Origin of the sequence: Mesorhizobium sp. B2-3-2 (genome assembly GCF_006442295.1) — a bacterium.
Lineage (GTDB): Bacteria > Pseudomonadota > Alphaproteobacteria > Rhizobiales > Rhizobiaceae > Mesorhizobium.
In genome coordinates, this window is sequence record NZ_VFWA01000002.1 from 540,492 (window position 1) to 560,038 (window position 19,547).

A 19,547-nucleotide genomic window follows, 5' to 3' on the forward strand; every position below is an offset into this window, starting at 1 on the left:
ATGATGACAGCCGTCTATCGCTGGTTCGAGAACTGGGTCTATCCGTTCAGGGAGCCCGCGAATCTTCGGCCGCCGTCCGGCGTCGCCGGTTTTCTCTGGCACTATGTCGGCCAGGCCAAGTTCGCCTTCTTCGCCATGCTGGTCATCGGCGGCATCGCGCCGCTGGTCGAGGCCGGGCTGTTCTACTTTGTCGGGCGGCTGGTCGACATCCTCGACCAGCTTCCCGGCGAACGCAGTTGGCATGCGCTTTGGACGGCCGCCGGGCCGGAGCTCGTGTTCATGGTCGTCGTCGTGCTGGTCGTCCGTACCATCGTCGTCGGCCTGTCGGCGCTGGTCGACGAGCAGACGATCACGCCCGGCTTCTACAATCTGGTGCGCTGGCAGGCGCACCGGCACGTGTCGCGCCAGTCCTACTCCTTCTTCCAGAACGATTTCGCCGGCCGCATAGCCACCAAGGTCTGGCAGGCCGGGCAGGCGACCGGCGACCTGATGGAAAGCTTCATCGAGGTCGTCTGGTTCATGATCGTCTATACGGTGACGACGCTGGCGCTGGTCGCGGGGCTGGATCTGAGGCTCGCTGTGCTGGTGGTGATCTGGATCACAGCGTTCGGCTTTCTGGCCAGGCTCTATCTGCCGGCGATCCGCAAACATGCCGAGGCCACCGCGGAGGCGGGGTCGATGATCACCGGCCGCATCGTCGATTCCTACTCCAACGTGCAGACGCTGAAACTGTTCTCCGCCGATGGCGACGACCGCTACATCAGGAGCGGCTTCGACATTTATCTCGACGCGTTGCGCCCATTCACGCGCCGGCTGACCGGCGTGCGCATGGCGCTGACGACGCTGTCGGGCATCATGATCACGGCGATCGGCTGCTTTGCCGTCTATCTCTGGGTCGAGGGCTCGATCACCGTCGGCGCGGTCGCCTTCACGCTGTCGCTGGTGCTGCGGCTCAACATGCTGCTTGGCCGGCTTATGATGCAGCTCAACAGCATCCTGCGCAATCTCGGCGTGCTGGAGAATTCCAAGGCGCTGATCTCGCAGCCGCTCGGCCTAGTCGATGCACCCGACGCCGGGGAACTGGTCGTGGCCGGCGGGCGCATCGAGGTGAAGAATGTCGAGTTCCACTACGGCAAGGGGTTCGGCGTGCTCAACGGCATCGATCTCGTGGTGCGGCCGGGCGAGAAGGTCGGCCTGGTCGGGCCGTCCGGCGCCGGCAAGACCACGCTCGCCAACCTTATCCTGCGGTTGTACGAACTCGAAGGCGGAAAGATCGCCATCGACGGCCAGGACGTCTCCCGGGTGACGCAAAATTCGCTGCGCGCCAATATCGGCGTCGTCAGTCAGGACACGGCGCTTTTCCACCGTTCGCTGCGCGACAATATCAAACTCGGCATGCCCGACGCCACCGACGCGCAGGTGATCGCGGCGGCCAGGAAAGCCGAGGCGCATGATTTCATCCTGACCTTGCGCGACAATCGCGACCGCCAGGGCTACGAAGCCTATGTCGGCGAGCGCGGCGTCAAACTATCGGGCGGCCAGCGCCAGCGCGTGGCGATCGCCCGTGTCTTCCTCAAGGATGCACCGATCCTGATCCTGGACGAGGCGACCTCGGCACTCGATTCCGACATCGAGGCGGCGATCCAGGAAAACCTGACGCGGCTGATGGAAGGCAAGACGGTCATAGCCATCGCTCACCGGCTGTCGACCATCGCCGCGCTTGACCGTCTGGTCGTGCTCGACGGCGGCCGCATTGTTGAACAAGGCACGCATGACGAGCTGGTGGCGCTCGACGGGCTCTACGCGCGGCTGTGGAAGCGTCAGTCCGGCGGCTTCCTCTATCACGAGGAAGCCGTGCTGGAAGAGACGCGGCCGGCGGAGTAGCGGCATGGGCGCGACGCAGGAGACCGGCTATCTGCTGAAACGGCTGCGGCCGACGACGCCGGCCTTCGATGCGCTGATGGAAGAGAGCCGACGGGAAGGCTACTGGATGCTGGTGCGGCTTCGCGACGGCTGGACAAGCGGCCGCAACAAGTTCCTGAAACAGGGCGAGGCGCTGTTCGGAGCATGGCACGGCGCCGAACTCGCCGGCGTGTGCGGGCTGAACATCGATCCCTATTTCGAGGGAAGGGACCACGGCCGGGTCCGGCATCTGTTCGTCGGCGCGCGCCATCGGCGCACGGGCCTTGGCCGCATGCTGGTCGAGACCGTTGTCGACAGGGCGCGCCACTATTTCGCCGTGCTCAACACCCGTGCGCCTCAGGAAGCCTTCGGCTTTTATGAGCGGCTTGGCTTCGCGCCGGTGGCGGGCGAAGAATTCGTCACGCACCGGATGATTTTCGAGAAAGGAGGTTGAAATGTCCTTGCGCCCGCCGTCCCGTCTGACCGGCGCCTCGGCCGCTGAGGCCGCCTTCGACGCGCTCGGCCATGAAGTCCTTGCCGAGAAGGCGGCGGCGCTCGGCCGCGCCGGACAGCGCGTCGAAGAAACGCTGGCCCGGCTGCGCGACAATGACGACGAGCAGTTGCGTCCCCGGCTGCTCAAGGAGGCGGCGGTGGCGGTGCACGGCTACTTCATCCAGCGCGAGCTCTGCGGCCTTCGAAAGCACGATGCCGTCATCAGCGAATACAACATTCCGAAGGCGGTGCTGGTCAGGCTCGGCGCCATGTAGGGTCGGCGTTTGCCGCGCCGATCTCCCTGTGGAACCTCGCCAGGCGGATGGCGAGCGCTTCGGGATTCTCGTCGGCGACGAAGTGCCCGCTGTCGGCGATAATGTCGCCTTCGACATTGGAAAGCCCGGTGGCCCTAAGGCCTTCGACATAGTCGCCGATGTCGCCGGACTCGGCCGAACCCCTGAGATACAGCACCGGAATCGCGATCGGCGTCGCGGGCTGCGCGGCATTGGCTTTGGCATCTTCGGGGAAGGCGCGATACCAATCGAAACCGGCCTGGAGGCTTTCAGGCCGGGAATAGGCTCTCGCATAGATTTCCCTGGCCTGCGCGGGGATCGACGCCCGATCCTTCGAAAGCACATTGAAGAAGAAGTCGAAATAGGTGCTTTGGTGGCCGCTCACCAGCGTTTCCGGCAGCGCCGGGACGGCATGGAAGGCAAAGTGCCAGATCCGCGGATTGCGAATGACCTCTTCCCATGGCGCGACACCTGGAACGGCGACATCCATGATCGCCGCACCGGAAAGGATCTCAGGATGGTCGCGCAGCAGGGCGAACACGATCTGACCGCCGACATCGTGACCGGCCGCCACGAGGTGCCGCAGCCCGCAAGCCTCGGCAACGCCTCTCATCAGCCTCGCCAGGGTTCTCTTGTCGCCGGCCTCAGGCATGCCTTGCGAGCCGCCGATGCAGGGCAGGTCAGGTGCGACGACCCGGTAGTCGGCAGCCAGCCGGCCGATCACCCCTTCGAACGCATAGGAGCTTTGCGGCCAGCCATGCAGCAGCAGGAATGCAGGCGCTTCAGCCGGGCCTGCCTCGCGGATCGCTATGCTCAGCCCTTCGATTTCGATTTCAGAGGTTTGCATGTCCTGGCCCTGCCGGCTGCCTATGCCATAGATCTAGGCGGCGATCGGAAAACCGACAGGGCTGGATTGTTTTGATGCCGTTGCGGACGGAAAACCGTTTGGCCGGGATCACTCCAGCCACTGGGTGACGAAAGTGCCGTTCTCGTGGATGTCGGTCGTTTCCAGCGGGCCGGGGCCGAGATTGGTGAATTTGTGCGGCGTGCCGGGCGGCACGATGACGATCTGGCCGGCGGAGGCCTCGATCTCCTCATCGCCGACCGTGAACAGGCCGGTGCCCTGGCGGATGATGAAGATCTCGGCGTAGGGATGGGAATGCAGGCGCGGTCCGCCGCCGGTCTCCGGCAGATAGTTGAAGATCAGGCAGGAGTTGGAGCCGTAGGGGGCGCATTGCAACTCGCCCTTCCAGCGGTCGGGGCGAACAGCCCATTCCTCGCGGTCTATGACATGCGCCATGGCGCAGGATAGACCATCCCCGGGCCAGGTGTCGAGGCGAAGCTGGACGCCGGATTAGCCGTTGTTTCCCGGTTGTTTGGCGGTGTTTCACAGCCATTCGCCGTCTTGTCGGGCGGTGGCGGATTCTGCCCCCGCGACAATCTGCCCTTGTGCCTTCACCCGTCTGGACAAAAACGGACTTCACGCATAAACCGAAGCCCAAATGCCGGAGGAATTCGCTAGCCTGTTCGCCATGCGCTGTCGGGTTGGCGTGAATGGGCGGGGAACAAGGCTCGGCCACCGGCACGGAAGAGGCGAAAGGATCAGGCACCCGTGAGCGCAACCGACACCCAGGATCCCAACCGTCGAGATTTTCTCTACGTCGCCACCGGCATGGCCGCCGTGGTCGGCGCGGGCGCCGTCGCCTGGCCGTTCATCGACCAGATGCGCCCCGATGCCTCGACGCTGGCGCTCGCGTCGGTCGAGGTCGACGTCTCCTCGCTGACGCCGGGTATGTCGCTGATCGTCAAGTGGCGCGGCAAGCCGGTCGTGGTGCGTAACCGCACCGAACAGGAGATGAAGGACGGCGAGGCCGTCAATCTCGCCGATCTCAAGGATCCGATCGCCCGCAATGCCAACCTGCCGGCCGACGCGCCGGCGACCGATGCCAACCGCACCACGCCCGGCAAGGAAGCCTGGATGGTGATGGTTCAGGTCTGCACGCATCTGGGCTGCATTCCGCTCGGCCAGGAAGGCGATTTCGGCGGCTGGTTCTGCCCATGCCACGGTTCGCAATACGACACCGCCGGCCGCATCCGCAAAGGCCCGGCGCCCGAGAACATGGCTGTGCCGGTATTCAAGTTCATTTCCGATACCAAGATCCTTATCGGTTGAGGCAGGGGATATTTCGATGAGCGAGGGACACTCGACCTATACGCCCAAGACCGGTATCGAGCGCTGGTTCGACGCGCGCATGCCTCTGCCGCGGCTGATCTATGACAGCTTCGTCGCCTATCCGGTGCCGCGCAATCTCAACTATGCCTGGACTTTCGGCGGCATCCTGTCGATCATGCTGGTGGCGCAGATCCTGACCGGCATCGTGCTGGCCATGCACTACTCGAACGACACCACGCTCGCCTTCGATTCGGTCGAGAAGATCATGCGCGACGTAAATTCCGGGTGGCTGTTGCGCTATATGCACTCCAATGGCGCGTCGTTCTTCTTCGTCGCCGTCTACATTCATATCTTCCGCGGTCTCTATTACGGCTCTTACAAGGCACCGCGCGAGCTGCTGTGGATCCTCGGCTGCATCATCTACCTCCTGATGATGGCGACCGGCTTCATGGGCTACGTGCTGCCCTGGGGGCAGATGAGCTTCTGGGGTGCCACCGTCATCACCGGCTTCTTCAGCGCGATCCCGCTGGTCGGCGAGTGGATCCAGCAATTGCTGCTCGGCGGCTTTGCGGTCGACAATCCGACGCTGCAGCGCTTCTTTGCACTGCACTACCTCTTGCCGTTCATGATTGCCGGCGTGGTCGTGCTGCACATCTGGGCGCTGCATGTCGTGGGCCAGTCGAACCCGACCGGCATCGAGGTCAAGTCGAAGACCGACACCGTCGCCTTCACCCCTTACGCGACCATCAAGGACGCGTTCGGCATGATCGTGTTCCTGTTCTTCTTTGCCTATTTCGTCTTCTATCTGCCGAACTATCTCGGCCACCCCGACAACTACACGGTCGCCAACCCGCTGAAGACACCAGCCCATATCGTTCCGGAATGGTACTTCCTGCCGTTCTACGCGATCCTGCGCGCCATCACCTTCAACATAGGGCCGATCAACTCCAAGCTCGGCGGCGTGCTGTGCATGTTCGGTGCCATCGCCATGCTGTTCCTGGTGCCGTGGCTCGACACCTCCAAGGTGCGCTCGGCGGTCTACCGGCCCTGGTACAAGCTGTTCTTCTGGCTGTTCGTGGCCGATGCCATCCTGCTTGGCTGGCTGGGCTCACAGCCGGCGGAAGGCAGCTATGTGTTCATGGCGCAGATGGCGACGCTGTTCTACTTCGCCTTCTTCCTGATCATCATGCCGGTGCTCGGCCTGATCGAGACGCCACGCAGACTGCCGAACTCGATCACCGAGGCGGTGCTCGAGAAGAACAAGGGCGGCAGCGGGCATCCGGCGGGCGCCACGGCGGCACCTGAGACCAAGGGCTGAGCGGTAGAGAATCTAAGGGGATTTGGCATGAAAAAGATTCTCACCTTGCTTGCGCTGGTCGGCCTTGTGGCCGCCGGCATTGGGGCCGCGGGCACTTGGGCGATCGCGGCTGAAGAGGCGCATAACGCAGCGGCGCCGACGCATTTCCCGATCAACGAACCGAAGGAAATGGACTGGAGCTTCACCGGCCCGTTCGGCACCTATGACAAGGCGCAGCTGCAGCGCGGCCTCAAGGTCTACAAGGAAGTCTGCTCCGCCTGCCATTCGATGAACTTGGTGGCGTTCCGCACGCTTTCGGACCTCGGCTATTCCGACGCGCAGATCAAGACGCTGGCGGCCGAATACACCATCCATGACGGTCCCAACGATGCCGGCGACATGTTCGACCGTCCCGGCAAGCCGTCCGACCATTTCCCGGCGCCGTTCGCCAACCAGGAAGCTGCTGCCGCCTCCAACGGTGGCGCGGCTCCCCCCGACATGTCGCTGCTGGCCAAGGCGCGCGGCGTCGAGCGCGGCTTTCCGCAGTTCGTCTTCGACATCTTCACCCAGTATGATGCAGGCGGCCCGGACTACATCCACTCGCTGCTGACCGGCTACGACCAGACGCCCCCGGCTGGAATGGTCATCCCGGAGGGCACGCACTACAATCCGTACTTCATGTCCGGTGTGTCGCTGAAGATGCCCAAGCCGCTTTCCGACGGCCAGGTGACCTATGACGACGGCGCGCCGCAGACCGTCGACCAGTACTCCCGCGACGTGTCGGCGTTCCTGGCGTGGGCGGCCGAGCCGCATATGGAAGCCCGCAAGAAGACCGGCTTCCGGGTCTTGGTGTTCCTGCTCCTGTTCGGCGCACTGGTCTACATGACCAAGCGCAAGGTTTGGGAAGGCGTCGCGCACTAAGCCGCGCGGCCGCAGATCGAGAAAGGGGCGCCCGCGAGGCGCCCTTTTTGCTTGCCGAAGGGGCTGGCGCATGAGGTGGTCGCTTTCTTGTCCAACAAGCCGGTTGGCAGCGCGGCAGGCGATTGCTATTCGACGCCCCGACGGCGGCGAAAGGTTTGCCGCCTATAGGGCGTTTGGGGTTCCATGATGCGGCTCAACGACTGTCACAATTTTTCGGATTTCCGCCGCATGGCGCAGCGGCGGCTGCCGGGGCCGATCTTCAACTATATCGACGGCGCGGCGGACGACGAGGTCACCTACCGCCGCAACACCGAGAGCTTCGAGACCTGCGACCTCGTTCCCAACGTGCTGCGCGGGGTGAGCGAGGTCGACATGTCGGTGACCGTCATGGGCCAGAAGCTGGCGATGCCGTTCTACTGTTCGCCGACCGCCCTCCAGCGGCTGTTCCACCATCAGGGCGAACGGGCGGTCGCCAGGGCCGCTGCAAAGTACGGCACCATGTTCGGCGTCTCCTCGCTCGGCACCGTCAGCCTCGAGGAAGTGCGAAAAATCAGCAGTGGACCACAGGTCTATCAGTTCTACTTCCATCGCGATCGGGGCCTCAACCGGGCGATGATGCAGCGGGCACGGGAGATCGGCGTCGAAGTGATGATGCTGACCGTCGACAGCATCACCGGGGGAAACCGCGAGCGCGACAAGCGCACCGGTTTTGCGATTCCCTTCAAGCTCAACCTGGCGGGAATGACCCAGTTCGCACTGAAGCCTGCATGGGCGATCAACTATTTCACGCATGAGGCGTTCAAGCTGCCGCAGTTGGACGAGCATGTCGACATGGGCGGCGGCACGATGTCGATCAGCCGCTACTTCACCGAAATGCTCGATCCGTCGATGACGTGGGACGACGTCGCCGAGATGGTGAGGCTCTGGCCGGGACCGTTCTGCCTCAAGGGCGTCATGTCGGTGGAGGATGCCAGGCGCGCCGTCGAGATCGGCTGCAAGGGCATCGTGCTGTCGAACCATGGCGGCCGGCAGCTGGACGGTTCGCGGGCGGCTTTCGACCAGCTCGCCGAAATCGTCGATGCGGTCGGCGACAAGATCGACGTCATCATGGATGGCGGCGTGCAGCGCGGCACGCATGTGCTCAAGGCGCTGTCGCTCGGCGCCAAGGCCGTCGGCGTCGGACGCTACTATCTGTTTCCGCTGGCAGCGGCGGGCCAGCCTGGCGTCGAACGGGCACTCGAGCAGATGCGCATCGAGATCGAACGCGGCATGAAGCTGATGGGGTGCAGCTCGATCGAACAGTTGACCCGCGAGAATTTGCGTTTTCGGTGATGGCCATCGCTTCGATGCGAAAGATCGCGGCGCCGGCAGAGGCAAGCCTTTGGACGTATGTGGTCCTTTCGCCGGATGCGCTTGTCTCGGCCGCGACATAGCGCTAGCCGTTGTCGGTCGCGCCGGGTTAGATTTGGCGCAGCGCCATTTCACGCCTTTCCGCCGAAACTGGACCACCGGAGCCGCCTCATGAAACCTTCGCTCGAAGACACGCTGCTGGCGGCGATCCGCACCATCCCGGACTATCCCAAGCCCGGCATATTGTTTCGCGACATCACCACGCTGCTCGGCAATGCGCGCGCTTTCCGCCGCGCAATCGATGAGCTGGTGCATCCCTACGCAGGCGAGAAGATCGACAAGATCGCCGGCATCGAAGCGCGCGGCTTCATCCTCGGCGGCGCCGTCGCCCATCAGCTCTCCGCCGGCTTCGTGCCGATCCGCAAGAAGGGCAAGCTGCCTTACGAGACGGTGCGCGTCGCCTACAGCCTGGAATACGGGCTGGACGAGATGGAGATGCACAAGGACGGCGTGTCGCCGGGCGAGAAAGTGATCCTGGTCGACGACCTGATCGCCACCGGCGGCACGGCCGAGGCGGCGGTGAATCTCCTGCGCCAGATCGGCGCCGATATCCTTGCCGCCTGCTTCGTCATCGACCTGCCGGATCTCGGCGGCCGCGCCAAGCTGGAAGCGCTCGGCGTGCCTGTGCGGACGCTGATCGGGTTCGAGGGACATTGAGAGAGCAGTTCCTCCTTCTCCCCCTGGAAGAAGGAAGAGGCGCCACTACTCCACCTTAACCAGCACGGCGCTCTCGAATTCCAGTACCTTGTCGCCGGTCGAGTCGAAGGCTTCCGAGCGCAAGGTCAGTATCCGCCAGCCCGGACGTGAGGCGATCGGGCGGTGGGAAAGGACGGTGCGGGTGAAGGTCACGGTCTGCCCGGCATAGACCGGCTTCAGCCATTTCAGGTTCTTGAAGCCGGGCGAGGGGCCGAATTCGGGCGCCGGGCCAGGGCCGGTCCACTCGGCATCCATGCGGGTTTCGAGGTTGAGCTTCATCCAGGTGGCGGCGGTATGCCAGCCGGACGCACACAGCCCGCCCAGCACGCTTTTCTTCGCGGCGTCCTCATCGACGTGGAAGACCTGGGGGTCGTATTTGCGGGCGAAGGCCTTGATCGCCTCGGCTTCGAACGTATGCGAGCCCAGCGTGACGGTGGTGCCGACGCGGAAGAATTCGTCGAGCGTCATGCGAGGCTCCCCGCGGCATTGCGCGTGAGGAACATGACGGAATTCTCGAGCTCGAAGACGCTTTCGCCGCGCTGGTTGACCAGCTCGCTGCGCATGGTCACGAAGCCGAGCTGGGGCTTCGATTTCGAAGGACGCTTGGCGAGGACGACGAGGCTGCCCTTGAGCGTGTCGCCGGCCAGCACCGGCTTCTTCCATTTGACCTGATCGACGCCGGGCGCGCCCTGGCAGGTCGAGTCCAGCAGGAAGGCGTCGCACAGCATGCGCATGAACATGGCGCAGGTATGCCAGCCCGAGGCCGAGAGGCCGCCCAGGATGCTTGCCTTGCCGGCCTCCTCGTCGAGATGCATCGGCTGGGCATCAAATTCGCTGGCGAACTCGATGATCTCGGCCGCGCTCACCTGTTTGGTGCCGAGGTCGAACGAGGCTCCTTCGACGAAGTCCTCATAGGCCCATGTCTTTCCAGTCATGGCGTGGAATCCGGTTGCAGAACGCGCGATCCACATGGATCGGCAAACCCGGATGCAGGCCGGACGGCGTTTGGTCAAGCCCTTTCTGGTGAGCCAGCCGCGGGCGATCGGCCGGCCGTTGTGATCATAACCAGCCGCGGCGGCGGAAATACCAGAAGGGCAGGATCGCCGACAGAACCATCATGGCGATCGCGAACGGATAACCGAGCTCCCATTTGAGCTCGGGGATGATGTCGAAATTCATGCCGTAGATCGAGGCGACCAGCGTCGGCGGCAGGAAGATGACGGCGGCGACCGAGAAGATCTTGATGATGGCGTTCTGCTCGATCGAGATCATGCCGAGCGTGGCGTCGAGCAGGAAGGAGATCTTCTGCGACAGGAAGGTGGCGTGGTCGGCAAGAGAAAGCACGTCGCGCGACAAGGTCTTGATGCGGGCGCGGATGTCCTTGCTCATCTTGGCCTGGGTCGCGACATGGGCGAGGAAGCCGGCTAGCCGCTGCAAGGAGATCAGGCTGTCGCGCACGGAGGAGGCGATGTCCTCCTTGCGGCCGATGCCCTTCAAGAGTTCCTGGAAGTCACGATTGCGCTTCGACACCTTGGTCGACCGCGCCTCGAAAATGTCGCGGGAGATCGCTTCGACGTCACGGCCGGCGCGCTCGAGGATGTCGGCGAGCCGGTCGACGATCGCTTCCAGCAGGCCGATCAGGATGGTGTCGCCGCTGGTGCAGCCGGTCGCCACCTTCTCGGCGCGCAGGGGGAAGGTCTTGAACGCCTTCGGTTCGTGATAGCGCACGGTGACCAGCCTGTTGCCGGCGAGCGCGAAGGTGACCGGCGAGATCAGGGGATCGTCGACCTCGGTCTGTGCGGGCAAGGTGGCGGTCATGAAGTAGGCGCCGTCCTCGATATAGAGGCGGCTGGAAATCTCGATCTCCTCCATCTCCTCGCGGGTCGGGATGGCGATGCCGAGCCAGCTTTCGATGGTGGCTTCTTCGTCCTTGGTCGGATTGGCGAGATCGGCCCAGACGACCTTGTCGCCATTGGCCAGGAGATCGTCGGTGAGACGCAGGCGATCATTGTCCACGACGAAAGCCTTGATCATCGCCAGATCTCCTTGCCGGAAAGCGCGTTCGGATTGCTGCGTCGGATCGGATCGCACTATGCTTCGTGCGCCGAGCCTGTGCCCGCCGCTTAGACTTGCGGCATGACAAAATCAAGACAAGCCGGACTTGGAGTCGACACCAGGAAGGCTCAGAAAAATTCGTCGAGCAGCCGGCAGTATGAGAGCTTCGACAGGTCGGGTAATCGACCGCGCTTCGGGCTTATCGTGGAGAGCAGGCCGGACCCGCCGGGGGCCGGCCTGCGAATGTCCCTATCGGGCGCTCGGCAGGATCTGGTGCAGCACGATAGCCCAGACGGCGCCGAAGGCGATGGACGAGCCCAGAATGTACTGCACGATATCGGGAAGCGTCTTGACGAAATCCGGCGGCGCAAGCGTGGCAAACAGGGCCATCAGGATCGGCAGGCCGACGACCAGCATGTTCCTTTCCGTCAGCGGCGTGCTGCGCACGACGCGGAACCCGTTCATGGCGATGATGACGCAGAGCACGCCGAACACGCCGCCGATGACCGGGCCCGGGATCGAGGCGATGACCGCCGACAGTTTGCCGATCAGTCCGAACAGGACCAGGAAGATGCCTGCCGCGGCGAAGGCGGCGCGGCTGGCGATGCCGGTGATGGCGATGATGCCGGCATTCGACGAATAGCCGGTGACCGGTGTGCTGCAAAGCAGTGCGCTGACCAGGCAGCCGAGGCCTTCGCCGGTGGCGCCCCTGTCGAGCTGTTCGTTCGACAGCGGCTTGTCGATGACGGCGCCGACAGCGAACCAGGTGCCGGTGGTTTCCGCGAGGACCACGATATAGACGATGAGCATCGTGAGCGCCGCCGAGAGCGAGAACGTCACGTCGAGGTTGAGGAATGCGACGCGCGGCATCGAAAACCAGGTCGCCTCGGAGACCGCTCCCATGTTGAGTTGGCTCATGGAGGCGGCGGCCACGCAGCCGGCCACAAGTGCGATGATCACGGAGAGCAGGCGCAGCCAGGCGCCCTTTGCGCCGAGCGCCATGCCGGTCAGCATGCAGCCGACGAGCACCGCCGCCGCAACAAAGGCAAGGATGATATTGCCGCCGACGGTGGCAGTGCCGTGGACCGCGAACACGCTTTCGCGGAGTGCGACCGGCATCAGCGCGATGCCGACGACGATGATGATGGCGCCGCCGACGATGGGCGGGACAAAGCGGTCCACCAGGCGATGGAAGAGCCCCGTCGGCGAACCGAGCAGCATGACCAATATGGCGCCGGGAATGAGCGCTCCGATCACGGCGGAAAGGCCGGCAATGCCGCCGCCAGCGCCGAAGGCTATGGCCAGCACTGCGCCGATCGGCACGAAGGACGGCCCCTGCACCACCGGCAGCCGCATCAGAAGCTGCGACTGGATCAGGGTCGCGATGCCCGCCGCGACGAAGGCCGACTGGATGAAGGCGCCGGCATCGCCGACGCTGAAGGCCAGGACCGATGCGATGACGAACGGCACGATGTAAACATCCATCGCCAGCACGTGCTGGAGGCCGAGCAGGGCGGCCTTGCCCAGTGGCAGCGGATCGTCCGGCTGAGCGATCAAGGTGATTTCCGGTGCAGTGCGTTCCATGATGTCCCCTCTGGAATTTCCCGGCCGATCATGGGATCAGTCGGCGCCAAAGGACAGCGGCGCAAAGGTTTGCCAACTGTTTTCTTGCGCGCCATGCAATAACGGCCACACGCGCCAGCGCAACCGGAGCGATCCATGACAAGAGAGGCCTTCACGCTGCTTGGCACCGCCTTCCATACGCCCGAGCGCGGCCGGCTGGAGGTGCTGAAGGACCATCTGTTCAGCATCGATGCACGGGGACGGATCGCGGAGATTCTCGCACCCGGCGATCCAGAATATGCGGCGAGGAAGAGCGATGCCCGCCAGGCGGGCAGGCTGGTGGAGCTCGGCGAGGGCCAGTTCCTGCTGCCCGGCCTGATCGACCTGCACATCCATGCGCCGCAATGGCCGCAAATGGGCAAGGCACTGGACGTGCCGCTCGAGGTCTGGCTGCAAAAATACACGTTTCCGCTCGAGGCGCGCTATGCCGACGTCGGCTACGCCCGCGAGGTCTATGCCGACCTGGTCGATAACCTTCTCACCAACGGCACCACCACGGCGCTCTATTTCGCCACCGTCCATGTCGAGGCCAGCCTGGCGCTCGCCGAGATATGCCTCGAAAAGGGCCAGCGCGCTTTGGTCGGCAAGGTGGCGATGGACGATCCCGAACAGTGCCCGCCTTTCTATCGCGATGCCGACGCGGCAAGCGCGGTGTCGGACACCAGGCGGTTCATCGAGGCGGTGAGGGCGATGGCTTCGGGCGAAAGGCCCCTGGTCCGGCCGGTGATAACCCCGCGCTTCATCCCAAGCTGCACGGATGCGGCGCTGCAAGGCCTGGGCGAACTCGCTTCCGAGTTCGGCTGCCACGTGCAGACACATTGCTCGGAGAGCGATTGGGCGAAAGAATTCGTCGAGACGCGCCTCGGCCGCACCGACGCGGCAAGCCTGGACGATTTCGGCCTGCTGACGCGCCGCACCATCCTGGCGCATTCGAATTTTATCGACGGGCGGGATATGGACCTCATCAAGGAGAAGAGGGCTGGCGTCGCGCATTGCCCGCTGTCCAACTTCTATTTCGCCAATGCGGTGTTTCCGCTGCGCGACGCGCTGGACCGGCACATGCATGTCGGGCTCGGGACGGACATTTCCGGCGGCTACAGCCCGTCGCTCTTCGACGGCTGCCGGCATGCGCTGTCAGCCTCGAGGACGCTGCAGAGCGGTGTCCATGCCGGCATGGACGCAGCGCAGCGCGGCGCGCCCGGCGCGCCGATCACGCATCAGGAGGCGTTCTGGCTGGCCACCGCCGGGGGTGCCGAAGCGCTCGACCTGCCGACGGGCAGCTTTCGCGTCGGGCATGAATTCGACGCGCTGCTGATCGACACGACGACGAAGGCCTCGAACATCCATATCAGCATGGCGGACGACACGCTCGACGATGTCTTCCAGAAGATCGTGCTCAATGCGGCGCGCGCCAACATTGCCAAGGTGTGGGTGAGCGGAAGGACGGTGGCGGGGGAATAGCCACGTCCAGTCGCAGGGCCCTATGCGCGCGCTGTTTCCTCCGCGGAGGGCTCTTTTCGCGGCTTGAACACCATGTCCTTGGCGGCAATCAGCGCACCGACCGTGATCAGCACGCAAGCGAGCGCCACGGACCAGTGGAACACACCAAATCCGGCCAGCAGCAGAACGATCACCGAGAACAGCGGCGCGGCATAGGAAAGCGCGCCCAGGATCATGATGTCCCCGTGCTTGCAGCCATAGTCCCATGCGTAGAAGCCGGCGCCGAGCGGTATCACGCCCAGAATGACGATAGCGTTCCATTGCGTCATGGTCTGGGGCCAGACCGTGGTCTCGAGCGTGAGATGGAGGGTGAGGGCGACGACCGCGGTAATGAGGCAGTACACCGCCACCACGTCGGTCGGCCCTGGCCGAAACGGCGCGACAGGACGGAATAGCCGGACCAGACGAACGCGCAGAACAGGGCAATGACGTGGCCCGGCTTCACGCCGTCGGCAAGGCCCACGCTGCCGCCCTTGGTGATGACGACGATCGCACCCGCCAGGCCGAGGATCACACCCGCTATGTGGTGAGGCCTCAGCCGCTCTCCCGGCAGGAAGGCGGCGAAGAAGACGATCAGCAATGGCCAGAGATAAGCGATCAGGCTCACCTCGACCGGCGGGGCGGACTGGATGGCAAAAAAGTACGCACAGTGATAGATGCACAGCCCTGCCGTGCCGATCGCCCAGACCTGCCACGGCTGCCGCAGCGATCTGACTGCCGAAGGCCGGACGATCCAGCTGACTGCTCCGACTGAGCCTCCGAGCAGAAACGTCATTGCCGCCAACTGAAAGGGCGGGATCGGGCCCGCGGCGGTCGAAAGCAGCGCGAGGAACGACCAGGTCAGGATGGCCGAGAAGCCGACCAGGGTCGGGATCGTCCTTTTCATGCGCGCCCTTCCGCTTTCACTGGGGAATGGCAAAAAGCCGGGCTGGTGGCGGCTGCATACGGCCTCACCCTGTCGGGAATGCGACGCCGCTTGGCCTGTTCACGTGTTGAACTTGAACAGCATGATGTCGCCGTCCTGCACGACATACTCCTTGCCTTCGTCGCGCGCCTTGCCGGCTTCCTTGGCCGCTACTTCGCCGCCCAGCGTGACGAAATCATTGTAGGCGATGGTCTGGGCGCGGATGAAGCCGCGCTCGAAATCGGTGTGGATGACGCCGGCCGCCTGCGGCGCCTTGGCGCCCTTATGCACGGTCCAGGCCCGCGTCTCCTTCGGCCCAACAGTGAAATAGGTGATGAGCTGCAACAATTCGTAGCCGGCGCGGATCACCTTGTTCAGGCCGGGCTCGTCAAGGCCGAGCGAGGACAGGAATTCCATCTCTTCCTCGTCGGAGAGCTGCGCAACCTCGGCTTCGATCGCAGCCGAAATGACGACGGTGCGGGCGCCCTGCGCCGCGGCCATCTGCTCCACGGCCCTGGTGTGCTCGTTGCCGGTGGCCGCGTCCGCCTCGGCGACGTTGCAGACGTAGAGCACGGGATGCGAGGTCAGAAGGTTCAAGCCCTGCAAAATGCGCAGGTCTTCCGCCGAGATGCCGTCGAGCAGGATGCGGGTCGGCTTGCCTGCCTGCAGAAGCTCAAGCGCTGCCTCCATCATCGGCAGCACGGTCAAGGCTTCCTTGTCCTTGCCGGACGCGCGCTTGCGGAATTGCGCGATACGACGTTCGAGGCTCTCGAGGTCGGCGAGCATCAGCTCGGTTTCGACCGTCTCGGCGTCGGCGACCGGGTCGATGCGGCCCTCGACATGGGTGATGTCGTCATCCTCGAAGCAGCGCAGCACATGCACGATGGCATCGACCTCGCGGATGTTGGCGAGGAACTGGTTGCCCAGGCCTTCGCCCTTCGAGGCGCCGCGCACCAGGCCGGCGATGTCGACAAAGGAGATGCGGGTCGGGATGATCTCCTTCGACTTGCCGATCGCCGCGATCTTCTGCAGCCGCGGATCGGGCACCGCCACCTCGCCGGTGTTCGGTTCGATGGTGCAGAACGGGTAGTTGGCGGCCTGCGCGGCGGCCGTCCTCGTCAGCGCGTTGAAAAGCGTCGACTTGCCGACATTGGGCAAGCCAACGATGCCGCATTTGAAACCCATTTTTGTCCGGTCCTATCGGGAATTCGAGATTTGGTGTGGGCTATGGGCGATAGGGGTGATCAACGTCAAGCCCTGTAACGCCCCATGGACCCAAGCTCAGTCCTTGTTGCCGAACAGTTTCTTCAGCATGGCGGCCATCGGGCCGCTCTCCGGCAGCTTGGCGGGCGCCTGTTGCGGCCGTGCCTGGCGAATGTGGCTCTGGGCCTTCGAACCTTGCGCCTTGGGGGACTTGGGCGGCGGGCGATCGTCGTCGCCCGTCGGCACGAGCTTGTCGCGCAGCGCCAGCGTGATGCGGTTCATGAAGGAGTTGTCGTCGCCCTTGGCGAGCAAGCCAGCGTCGTCGGCGATCGCGTCGAGCAGCACGTCCAGCCATTCGCGGTCGGCCTTGGCGAAGTCGCCGAGCACATGACCATGCACCATCTCCTTGACGCCAGGATGGCCGACACCGATCCGAACCCGGCGATAGGCGTTGCCGACATGCTGGTCGAGTGAGCGGATGCCGTTGTGGCCGCCCGAGCCGCCGCCCACCTTGACCCTGACCTTGCCGGCCGCAAGGTCGATCTCGTCGTAGAAGACGGTCAGCGCCCCGGGACCAAGCTTGTAGAAGCGCAGCGCTTCGCCGACCGACTGGCCGGACAGGTTCATGAAGGTCTGCGGCTTGATCAAGATGATCTTTTCGCCGCCGAGCGTGCCCTCGGCGATCAAGCCCTGGAATTTCTTAGACCAGGGCGAAAAAGAGTGGCGGCGGGCGATCGCGTCCACCGCCATGAAGCCGACATTGTGCCGGTTGGCGGCATATTTCGCGCCCGGATTGCCGAGGCCTGCAAAGACAAGCGGCATCGTCAGCTCCGGGCGTGAAAAAGTTACTTCTCTTCGGCGGCGGGAGCCGCCTCAGGTGCAGCCTCGACCGTCTCTTCCGTCTCCGGCTTCATCGCCGACGAACCGGCGACGGTCGCGATGGTGAAGTCGCGGTCGGAGATGACGGGCTTGACGCCGGCCGGCAGCTTGACCGACGAGATGTGGATCGAATCGCCAATGTCGGCGCCGGTGAGATCGACGGTGATGAATTCCGGGATCGCATTGGCCGGGCAGTGGAACTCGACCTCGTGACGCACAATGTTGAGTACGCCGCCGCGCTTGATGCCGGGCGACTTGTCCTCATTGATGAAGTGGACAGGCACGTCGACATTGACCTCGGTGTCCTTGCCGATGCGCAGGAAGTCGACATGGACAGGGAAATCCTTGACCGGGTCGAGCTGGAAGTCCTTCGGCAGGACCTGGATCTTCTTGCCGTCGACATCGATCGTGGCGATCGTGGTCAGGAACCCGCCGCCGTGGATCTTGTAGTAGATGTCCTTGTAGGTGAGAGCGATCGCCAGGGGAGGCTGCTTGTCACCGTAAATTACTGCAGGCACTTTACCGTTGCGGCGAACTGCACGGGCGGACCCCTTACCGACCTGTTCGCGCGCTTCGGCCTTGAGCTCGTAAGTATCGTGGCTCATGGCACTTCCTTTCGCGTTGTTCTGGAGCGTTTGCGGTTGGCAATTGCGCCTGGACCGTAAACGTCGAAAGCCGCCGGGTGAGGCGGCCTTCCGCCGCGTTGCCTCCAAGGGTGTCTACGCGGGTGGCGGCTCTATAGCGGAAGGCGGCCGGAGGTGCAAGCCAAAGGCAACCATCCAAAGGCAATGGCTCCCCGGGGCGGGACGACTCGCCCGGCCGAAAGCGCTCGAGGCTTCACGCCGGAGCCAGTCCACGATTGTCGCCGGAGCGGGTCAGTGTTCGATAAAACCGCCGACCCGCTCCAGTTCTTTGTCGTTACGCAATTGCCGGGGGAAAGCGCTACGTGTTTTTCCCGGGGGAAGCCGTTGCGCACTTTTCCTGGAATTGCCCTATCCGCGCTTTTCGATGACGCCATACAGCACGTTGCGGTTCTCGCCAAAGAACACCTGCGCCTCGACGGTGTTGCGGTCGACGCTGGCATTGATGATGTTCCACATGTCGGCCTCGGAGCGCAGCAGCAGCACCCAGTCCATGAACGTTTCCCGATAGCCGGCGTCGGGATTGCCCTCGGCGTAGTTGGCAAACAGGAACCTGCCGTTCGGCTTCAGCATCTGCAGGCAAGTCTTCGTGAGTTTCACGGCGACATTGTGCTGGAGGTAGTCGTAAAGGCCGGAGGCGTAGATGAGGTCGAACTTGCCCAGCTTGTGGCCCCTGGTGAGCACGGTCCGCACCGAACCGTCGACGGCCTCGACCGCGGTCCCCTGGAAGTCGCGCGCGATCAATCCAACGCTCTGAGGATCCTGATCGAGCGCAACCCAACGCTTGAGGCGGCCCTCGGCCAAGGCGGTCGAACGATTGGCCTCGCGCAAATGACCGGCGGCGATCGCCAGCACCTCGGCTTGCGGTCCGCTCTTGTTCGCCGTCTCGTCGACATACCGGGTCAGGAGATCGCGCCGTTCCCGCGCCGCCACGCAGGACGGTACGTCCTTGGTATGGCTGTAGAGTGCTTTCCCGGTGTCCGAGGCGGCGGCCACGCTTTCGGCCACGTGCGGATCACAGTAGATGTAGTCGAGCAACTGCGCGTCGCCGGAATAGCCCCTCGGCTTGGTGAACGACCACCGGGTGAGCGGGTCCTGGAGAAAGTAGTCCAGGATCGGATGGTTCTGCGCCACCGGGATCAATGCTTGCCAAACGTCGGGATGAACCTTGGACCGCAGGGCGTTGAGGTATGACAGCAGGCGACGAACGATCTCGGCAGGGTCTTTGCCTTCCTCGACCTGCTGGTGTGTGGCGTGGAGAATGAGCGCTAGCTCGGCACGGGCGGTTTCGAATGCCTCGCCGTGATTCTCGGGCTTTTTTCGAGGAAAACTGCCGGCGATCATCTCGGCAGTAATTAGGCTTTGGCCATCAAAGACACCTTGCACACCCGCACTCCATAGTTAACAGTCAGTTAACTTATTGCGTAGAATGCTGGATTTGCCAATGTCGTCCCGAACGCATTTTAATGGTATGCTTAATTTCCCGCCAACCATGTTCGCGCGTTAAAACCCGCCGCATTGGATTCCCGGTCCGAATTAACTGAAATTTGTTTCGCGC

General features: G+C 63.7%; 19 protein-coding genes and 1 pseudogene. 9 read left to right on the forward strand and 11 right to left on the reverse strand.

Translation table 11 applies throughout. The features are described 5' to 3' along the window. Genes FJ964_RS07860 through FJ964_RS07870 form a run of 3 tightly spaced genes read left to right on the forward strand, consistent with a single transcriptional unit; the run spans position 1 to position 2,669 of the window. A complete protein-coding gene (locus tag FJ964_RS07860) occupies positions 1–1,884 on the forward strand; it encodes an ABC transporter ATP-binding protein (RefSeq protein ID WP_140550011.1) in 1,884 nt (627 codons plus the stop codon). Positions 1,885–1,888: 4 nt separating this feature from the next. Further along, a complete protein-coding gene (locus tag FJ964_RS07865) occupies positions 1,889–2,356 on the forward strand; it encodes a GNAT family N-acetyltransferase (RefSeq protein ID WP_140549848.1) in 468 nt (155 codons plus the stop codon). 1 nt (position 2,357) lies between these two features. After that, complete coding sequence (locus FJ964_RS07870; protein ID WP_140549849.1) at positions 2,358–2,669, forward strand: DUF6665 family protein; 312 nt, start codon at positions 2,358–2,360, stop codon at positions 2,667–2,669. Here the strand turns inward: FJ964_RS07870 and FJ964_RS07875 are convergent. Then, positions 2,650–3,534 (reverse strand): alpha/beta hydrolase, encoded by an 885-nt coding sequence (locus tag FJ964_RS07875; protein ID WP_140549850.1) that lies wholly within the window; start codon positions 3,532–3,534, stop codon positions 2,650–2,652. The genes FJ964_RS07870 and FJ964_RS07875 overlap by 20 nt on opposite strands. Before the next feature lie 108 nt (positions 3,535–3,642). Then, positions 3,643–3,987 carry a cupin domain-containing protein gene (locus FJ964_RS07880; protein ID WP_140549851.1) on the reverse strand — a complete coding sequence of 115 codons (345 nt, stop codon included), beginning with the start codon at positions 3,985–3,987 and terminating at the stop codon, positions 3,643–3,645. A 312-nt stretch (positions 3,988–4,299) separates the two neighbouring features. Between FJ964_RS07880 and petA the strand changes: the two genes are divergently transcribed. The 5 genes from petA to FJ964_RS07905 all read left to right on the forward strand — a co-directional run bounded on the left by petA (position 4,300) and on the right by FJ964_RS07905 (position 9,145). Continuing rightward, entirely contained in the window at positions 4,300–4,860 is a 561-nt protein-coding gene (gene petA / locus FJ964_RS07885; RefSeq protein WP_027024461.1) for a ubiquinol-cytochrome c reductase iron-sulfur subunit, read from the forward strand. Between the two features lie 16 nt (positions 4,861–4,876). Next, positions 4,877–6,178, forward strand: coding sequence for a cytochrome b N-terminal domain-containing protein (locus tag FJ964_RS07890; RefSeq protein WP_140549852.1), 1,302 nt, complete (start codon positions 4,877–4,879; stop codon positions 6,176–6,178). A 27-nt stretch (positions 6,179–6,205) separates the two neighbouring features. Beyond that, positions 6,206–7,078 carry a cytochrome c1 gene (locus FJ964_RS07895; protein WP_140549853.1) on the forward strand — a complete coding sequence of 291 codons (873 nt, stop codon included), beginning with the start codon at positions 6,206–6,208 and terminating at the stop codon, positions 7,076–7,078. A gap of 186 nt (positions 7,079–7,264) precedes the next feature. Beyond that, positions 7,265–8,410, forward strand: a complete 1,146-nt coding sequence (locus tag FJ964_RS07900; protein ID WP_181172410.1) for an alpha-hydroxy acid oxidase — start codon at positions 7,265–7,267, stop codon at positions 8,408–8,410. Between the two features lie 189 nt (positions 8,411–8,599). Continuing rightward, positions 8,600–9,145, forward strand: a complete 546-nt coding sequence (locus tag FJ964_RS07905; RefSeq protein ID WP_140496033.1) for an adenine phosphoribosyltransferase — start codon at positions 8,600–8,602, stop codon at positions 9,143–9,145. A 45-nt stretch (positions 9,146–9,190) separates the two neighbouring features. On the opposite strand, the gene FJ964_RS07910 is transcribed toward FJ964_RS07905, so the two are convergent. The 4 genes from FJ964_RS07910 to FJ964_RS07925 all read right to left on the reverse strand — a co-directional run bounded on the left by FJ964_RS07910 (position 9,191) and on the right by FJ964_RS07925 (position 12,823). Further along, positions 9,191–9,652 carry a MaoC family dehydratase gene (locus FJ964_RS07910; protein ID WP_140549855.1) on the reverse strand — a complete coding sequence of 154 codons (462 nt, stop codon included), beginning with the start codon at positions 9,650–9,652 and terminating at the stop codon, positions 9,191–9,193. Further along, positions 9,649–10,119, reverse strand: a complete 471-nt coding sequence (locus FJ964_RS07915; protein WP_140496031.1) for a MaoC family dehydratase — start codon at positions 10,117–10,119, stop codon at positions 9,649–9,651. Before FJ964_RS07915 ends, FJ964_RS07910 begins: the two co-directional genes overlap by 4 nt. Positions 10,120–10,243: 124 nt before the next feature. Continuing rightward, positions 10,244–11,218 (reverse strand): magnesium/cobalt transporter CorA, encoded by a 975-nt coding sequence (gene corA / locus FJ964_RS07920; protein ID WP_140549856.1) that lies wholly within the window; start codon positions 11,216–11,218, stop codon positions 10,244–10,246. Between the two features lie 270 nt (positions 11,219–11,488). Next, positions 11,489–12,823 (reverse strand): solute carrier family 23 protein, encoded by a 1,335-nt coding sequence (locus FJ964_RS07925; protein WP_140549857.1) that lies wholly within the window; start codon positions 12,821–12,823, stop codon positions 11,489–11,491. A 135-nt stretch (positions 12,824–12,958) separates the two neighbouring features. Between FJ964_RS07925 and guaD the strand changes: the two genes are divergently transcribed. Then, positions 12,959–14,323: a guanine deaminase gene (gene guaD, locus FJ964_RS07930; RefSeq protein WP_140549858.1), complete on the forward strand. Its 1,365-nt coding sequence runs from the start codon at positions 12,959–12,961 to the stop codon at positions 14,321–14,323. A gap of 20 nt (positions 14,324–14,343) precedes the next feature. Here the strand turns inward: guaD and FJ964_RS07935 are convergent. From FJ964_RS07935 to FJ964_RS07955, 5 genes and pseudogenes are all read right to left on the reverse strand, one after another. After that, positions 14,344–15,248: pseudogene (locus FJ964_RS07935) on the reverse strand (EamA family transporter). A 99-nt stretch (positions 15,249–15,347) separates the two neighbouring features. Continuing rightward, on the reverse strand, positions 15,348–16,451 hold the full coding sequence (ychF, locus tag FJ964_RS07940; protein ID WP_140524909.1) for a redox-regulated ATPase YchF: 1,104 nt from the start codon (positions 16,449–16,451) through the stop codon (positions 15,348–15,350). Between the two features lie 96 nt (positions 16,452–16,547). Next, on the reverse strand, positions 16,548–17,291 hold the full coding sequence (gene pth, locus FJ964_RS07945) for an aminoacyl-tRNA hydrolase (protein WP_140549859.1): 744 nt from the start codon (positions 17,289–17,291) through the stop codon (positions 16,548–16,550). A 23-nt stretch (positions 17,292–17,314) separates the two neighbouring features. Continuing rightward, complete coding sequence (locus FJ964_RS07950) at positions 17,315–17,953, reverse strand: 50S ribosomal protein L25/general stress protein Ctc (protein WP_140496025.1); 639 nt, start codon at positions 17,951–17,953, stop codon at positions 17,315–17,317. 387 nt (positions 17,954–18,340) lie between these two features. Then, positions 18,341–19,375: a class I SAM-dependent methyltransferase gene (locus tag FJ964_RS07955; RefSeq protein ID WP_140549860.1), complete on the reverse strand. Its 1,035-nt coding sequence runs from the start codon at positions 19,373–19,375 to the stop codon at positions 18,341–18,343. Between the last annotated feature and the right edge of the window lie 172 nt (positions 19,376–19,547).

Coding starts and splice junctions, on each gene's coding strand:
- FJ964_RS07860 (WP_140550011.1), top strand. CDS start 1: ATGATGACAGCCGTCTATCGCTGGTTCGAGAACTGGGTCTATCCGTTC.
- FJ964_RS07865 (WP_140549848.1), top strand. CDS start 1,889: ATGGGCGCGACGCAGGAGACCGGCTATCTGCTGAAACGGCTGCGGCCG.
- FJ964_RS07870 (WP_140549849.1), top strand. CDS start 2,358: ATGTCCTTGCGCCCGCCGTCCCGTCTGACCGGCGCCTCGGCCGCTGAG.
- FJ964_RS07875 (WP_140549850.1), bottom strand. CDS start 3,534: ATGCAAACCTCTGAAATCGAAATCGAAGGGCTGAGCATAGCGATCCGC.
- FJ964_RS07880 (WP_140549851.1), bottom strand. CDS start 3,987: ATGGCGCATGTCATAGACCGCGAGGAATGGGCTGTTCGCCCCGACCGC.
- FJ964_RS07890 (WP_140549852.1), top strand. CDS start 4,877: ATGAGCGAGGGACACTCGACCTATACGCCCAAGACCGGTATCGAGCGC.
- FJ964_RS07895 (WP_140549853.1), top strand. CDS start 6,206: ATGAAAAAGATTCTCACCTTGCTTGCGCTGGTCGGCCTTGTGGCCGCC.
- FJ964_RS07900 (WP_181172410.1), top strand. CDS start 7,265: ATGCGGCTCAACGACTGTCACAATTTTTCGGATTTCCGCCGCATGGCG.
- FJ964_RS07905 (WP_140496033.1), top strand. CDS start 8,600: ATGAAACCTTCGCTCGAAGACACGCTGCTGGCGGCGATCCGCACCATC.
- FJ964_RS07910 (WP_140549855.1), bottom strand. CDS start 9,652: ATGACGCTCGACGAATTCTTCCGCGTCGGCACCACCGTCACGCTGGGC.
- FJ964_RS07915 (WP_140496031.1), bottom strand. CDS start 10,119: ATGACTGGAAAGACATGGGCCTATGAGGACTTCGTCGAAGGAGCCTCG.
- corA (WP_140549856.1), bottom strand. CDS start 11,218: ATGATCAAGGCTTTCGTCGTGGACAATGATCGCCTGCGTCTCACCGAC.
- FJ964_RS07925 (WP_140549857.1), bottom strand. CDS start 12,823: ATGGAACGCACTGCACCGGAAATCACCTTGATCGCTCAGCCGGACGAT.
- guaD (WP_140549858.1), top strand. CDS start 12,959: ATGACAAGAGAGGCCTTCACGCTGCTTGGCACCGCCTTCCATACGCCC.
- ychF (WP_140524909.1), bottom strand. CDS start 16,451: ATGGGTTTCAAATGCGGCATCGTTGGCTTGCCCAATGTCGGCAAGTCG.
- pth (WP_140549859.1), bottom strand. CDS start 17,291: ATGCCGCTTGTCTTTGCAGGCCTCGGCAATCCGGGCGCGAAATATGCC.
- FJ964_RS07950 (WP_140496025.1), bottom strand. CDS start 17,953: ATGAGCCACGATACTTACGAGCTCAAGGCCGAAGCGCGCGAACAGGTC.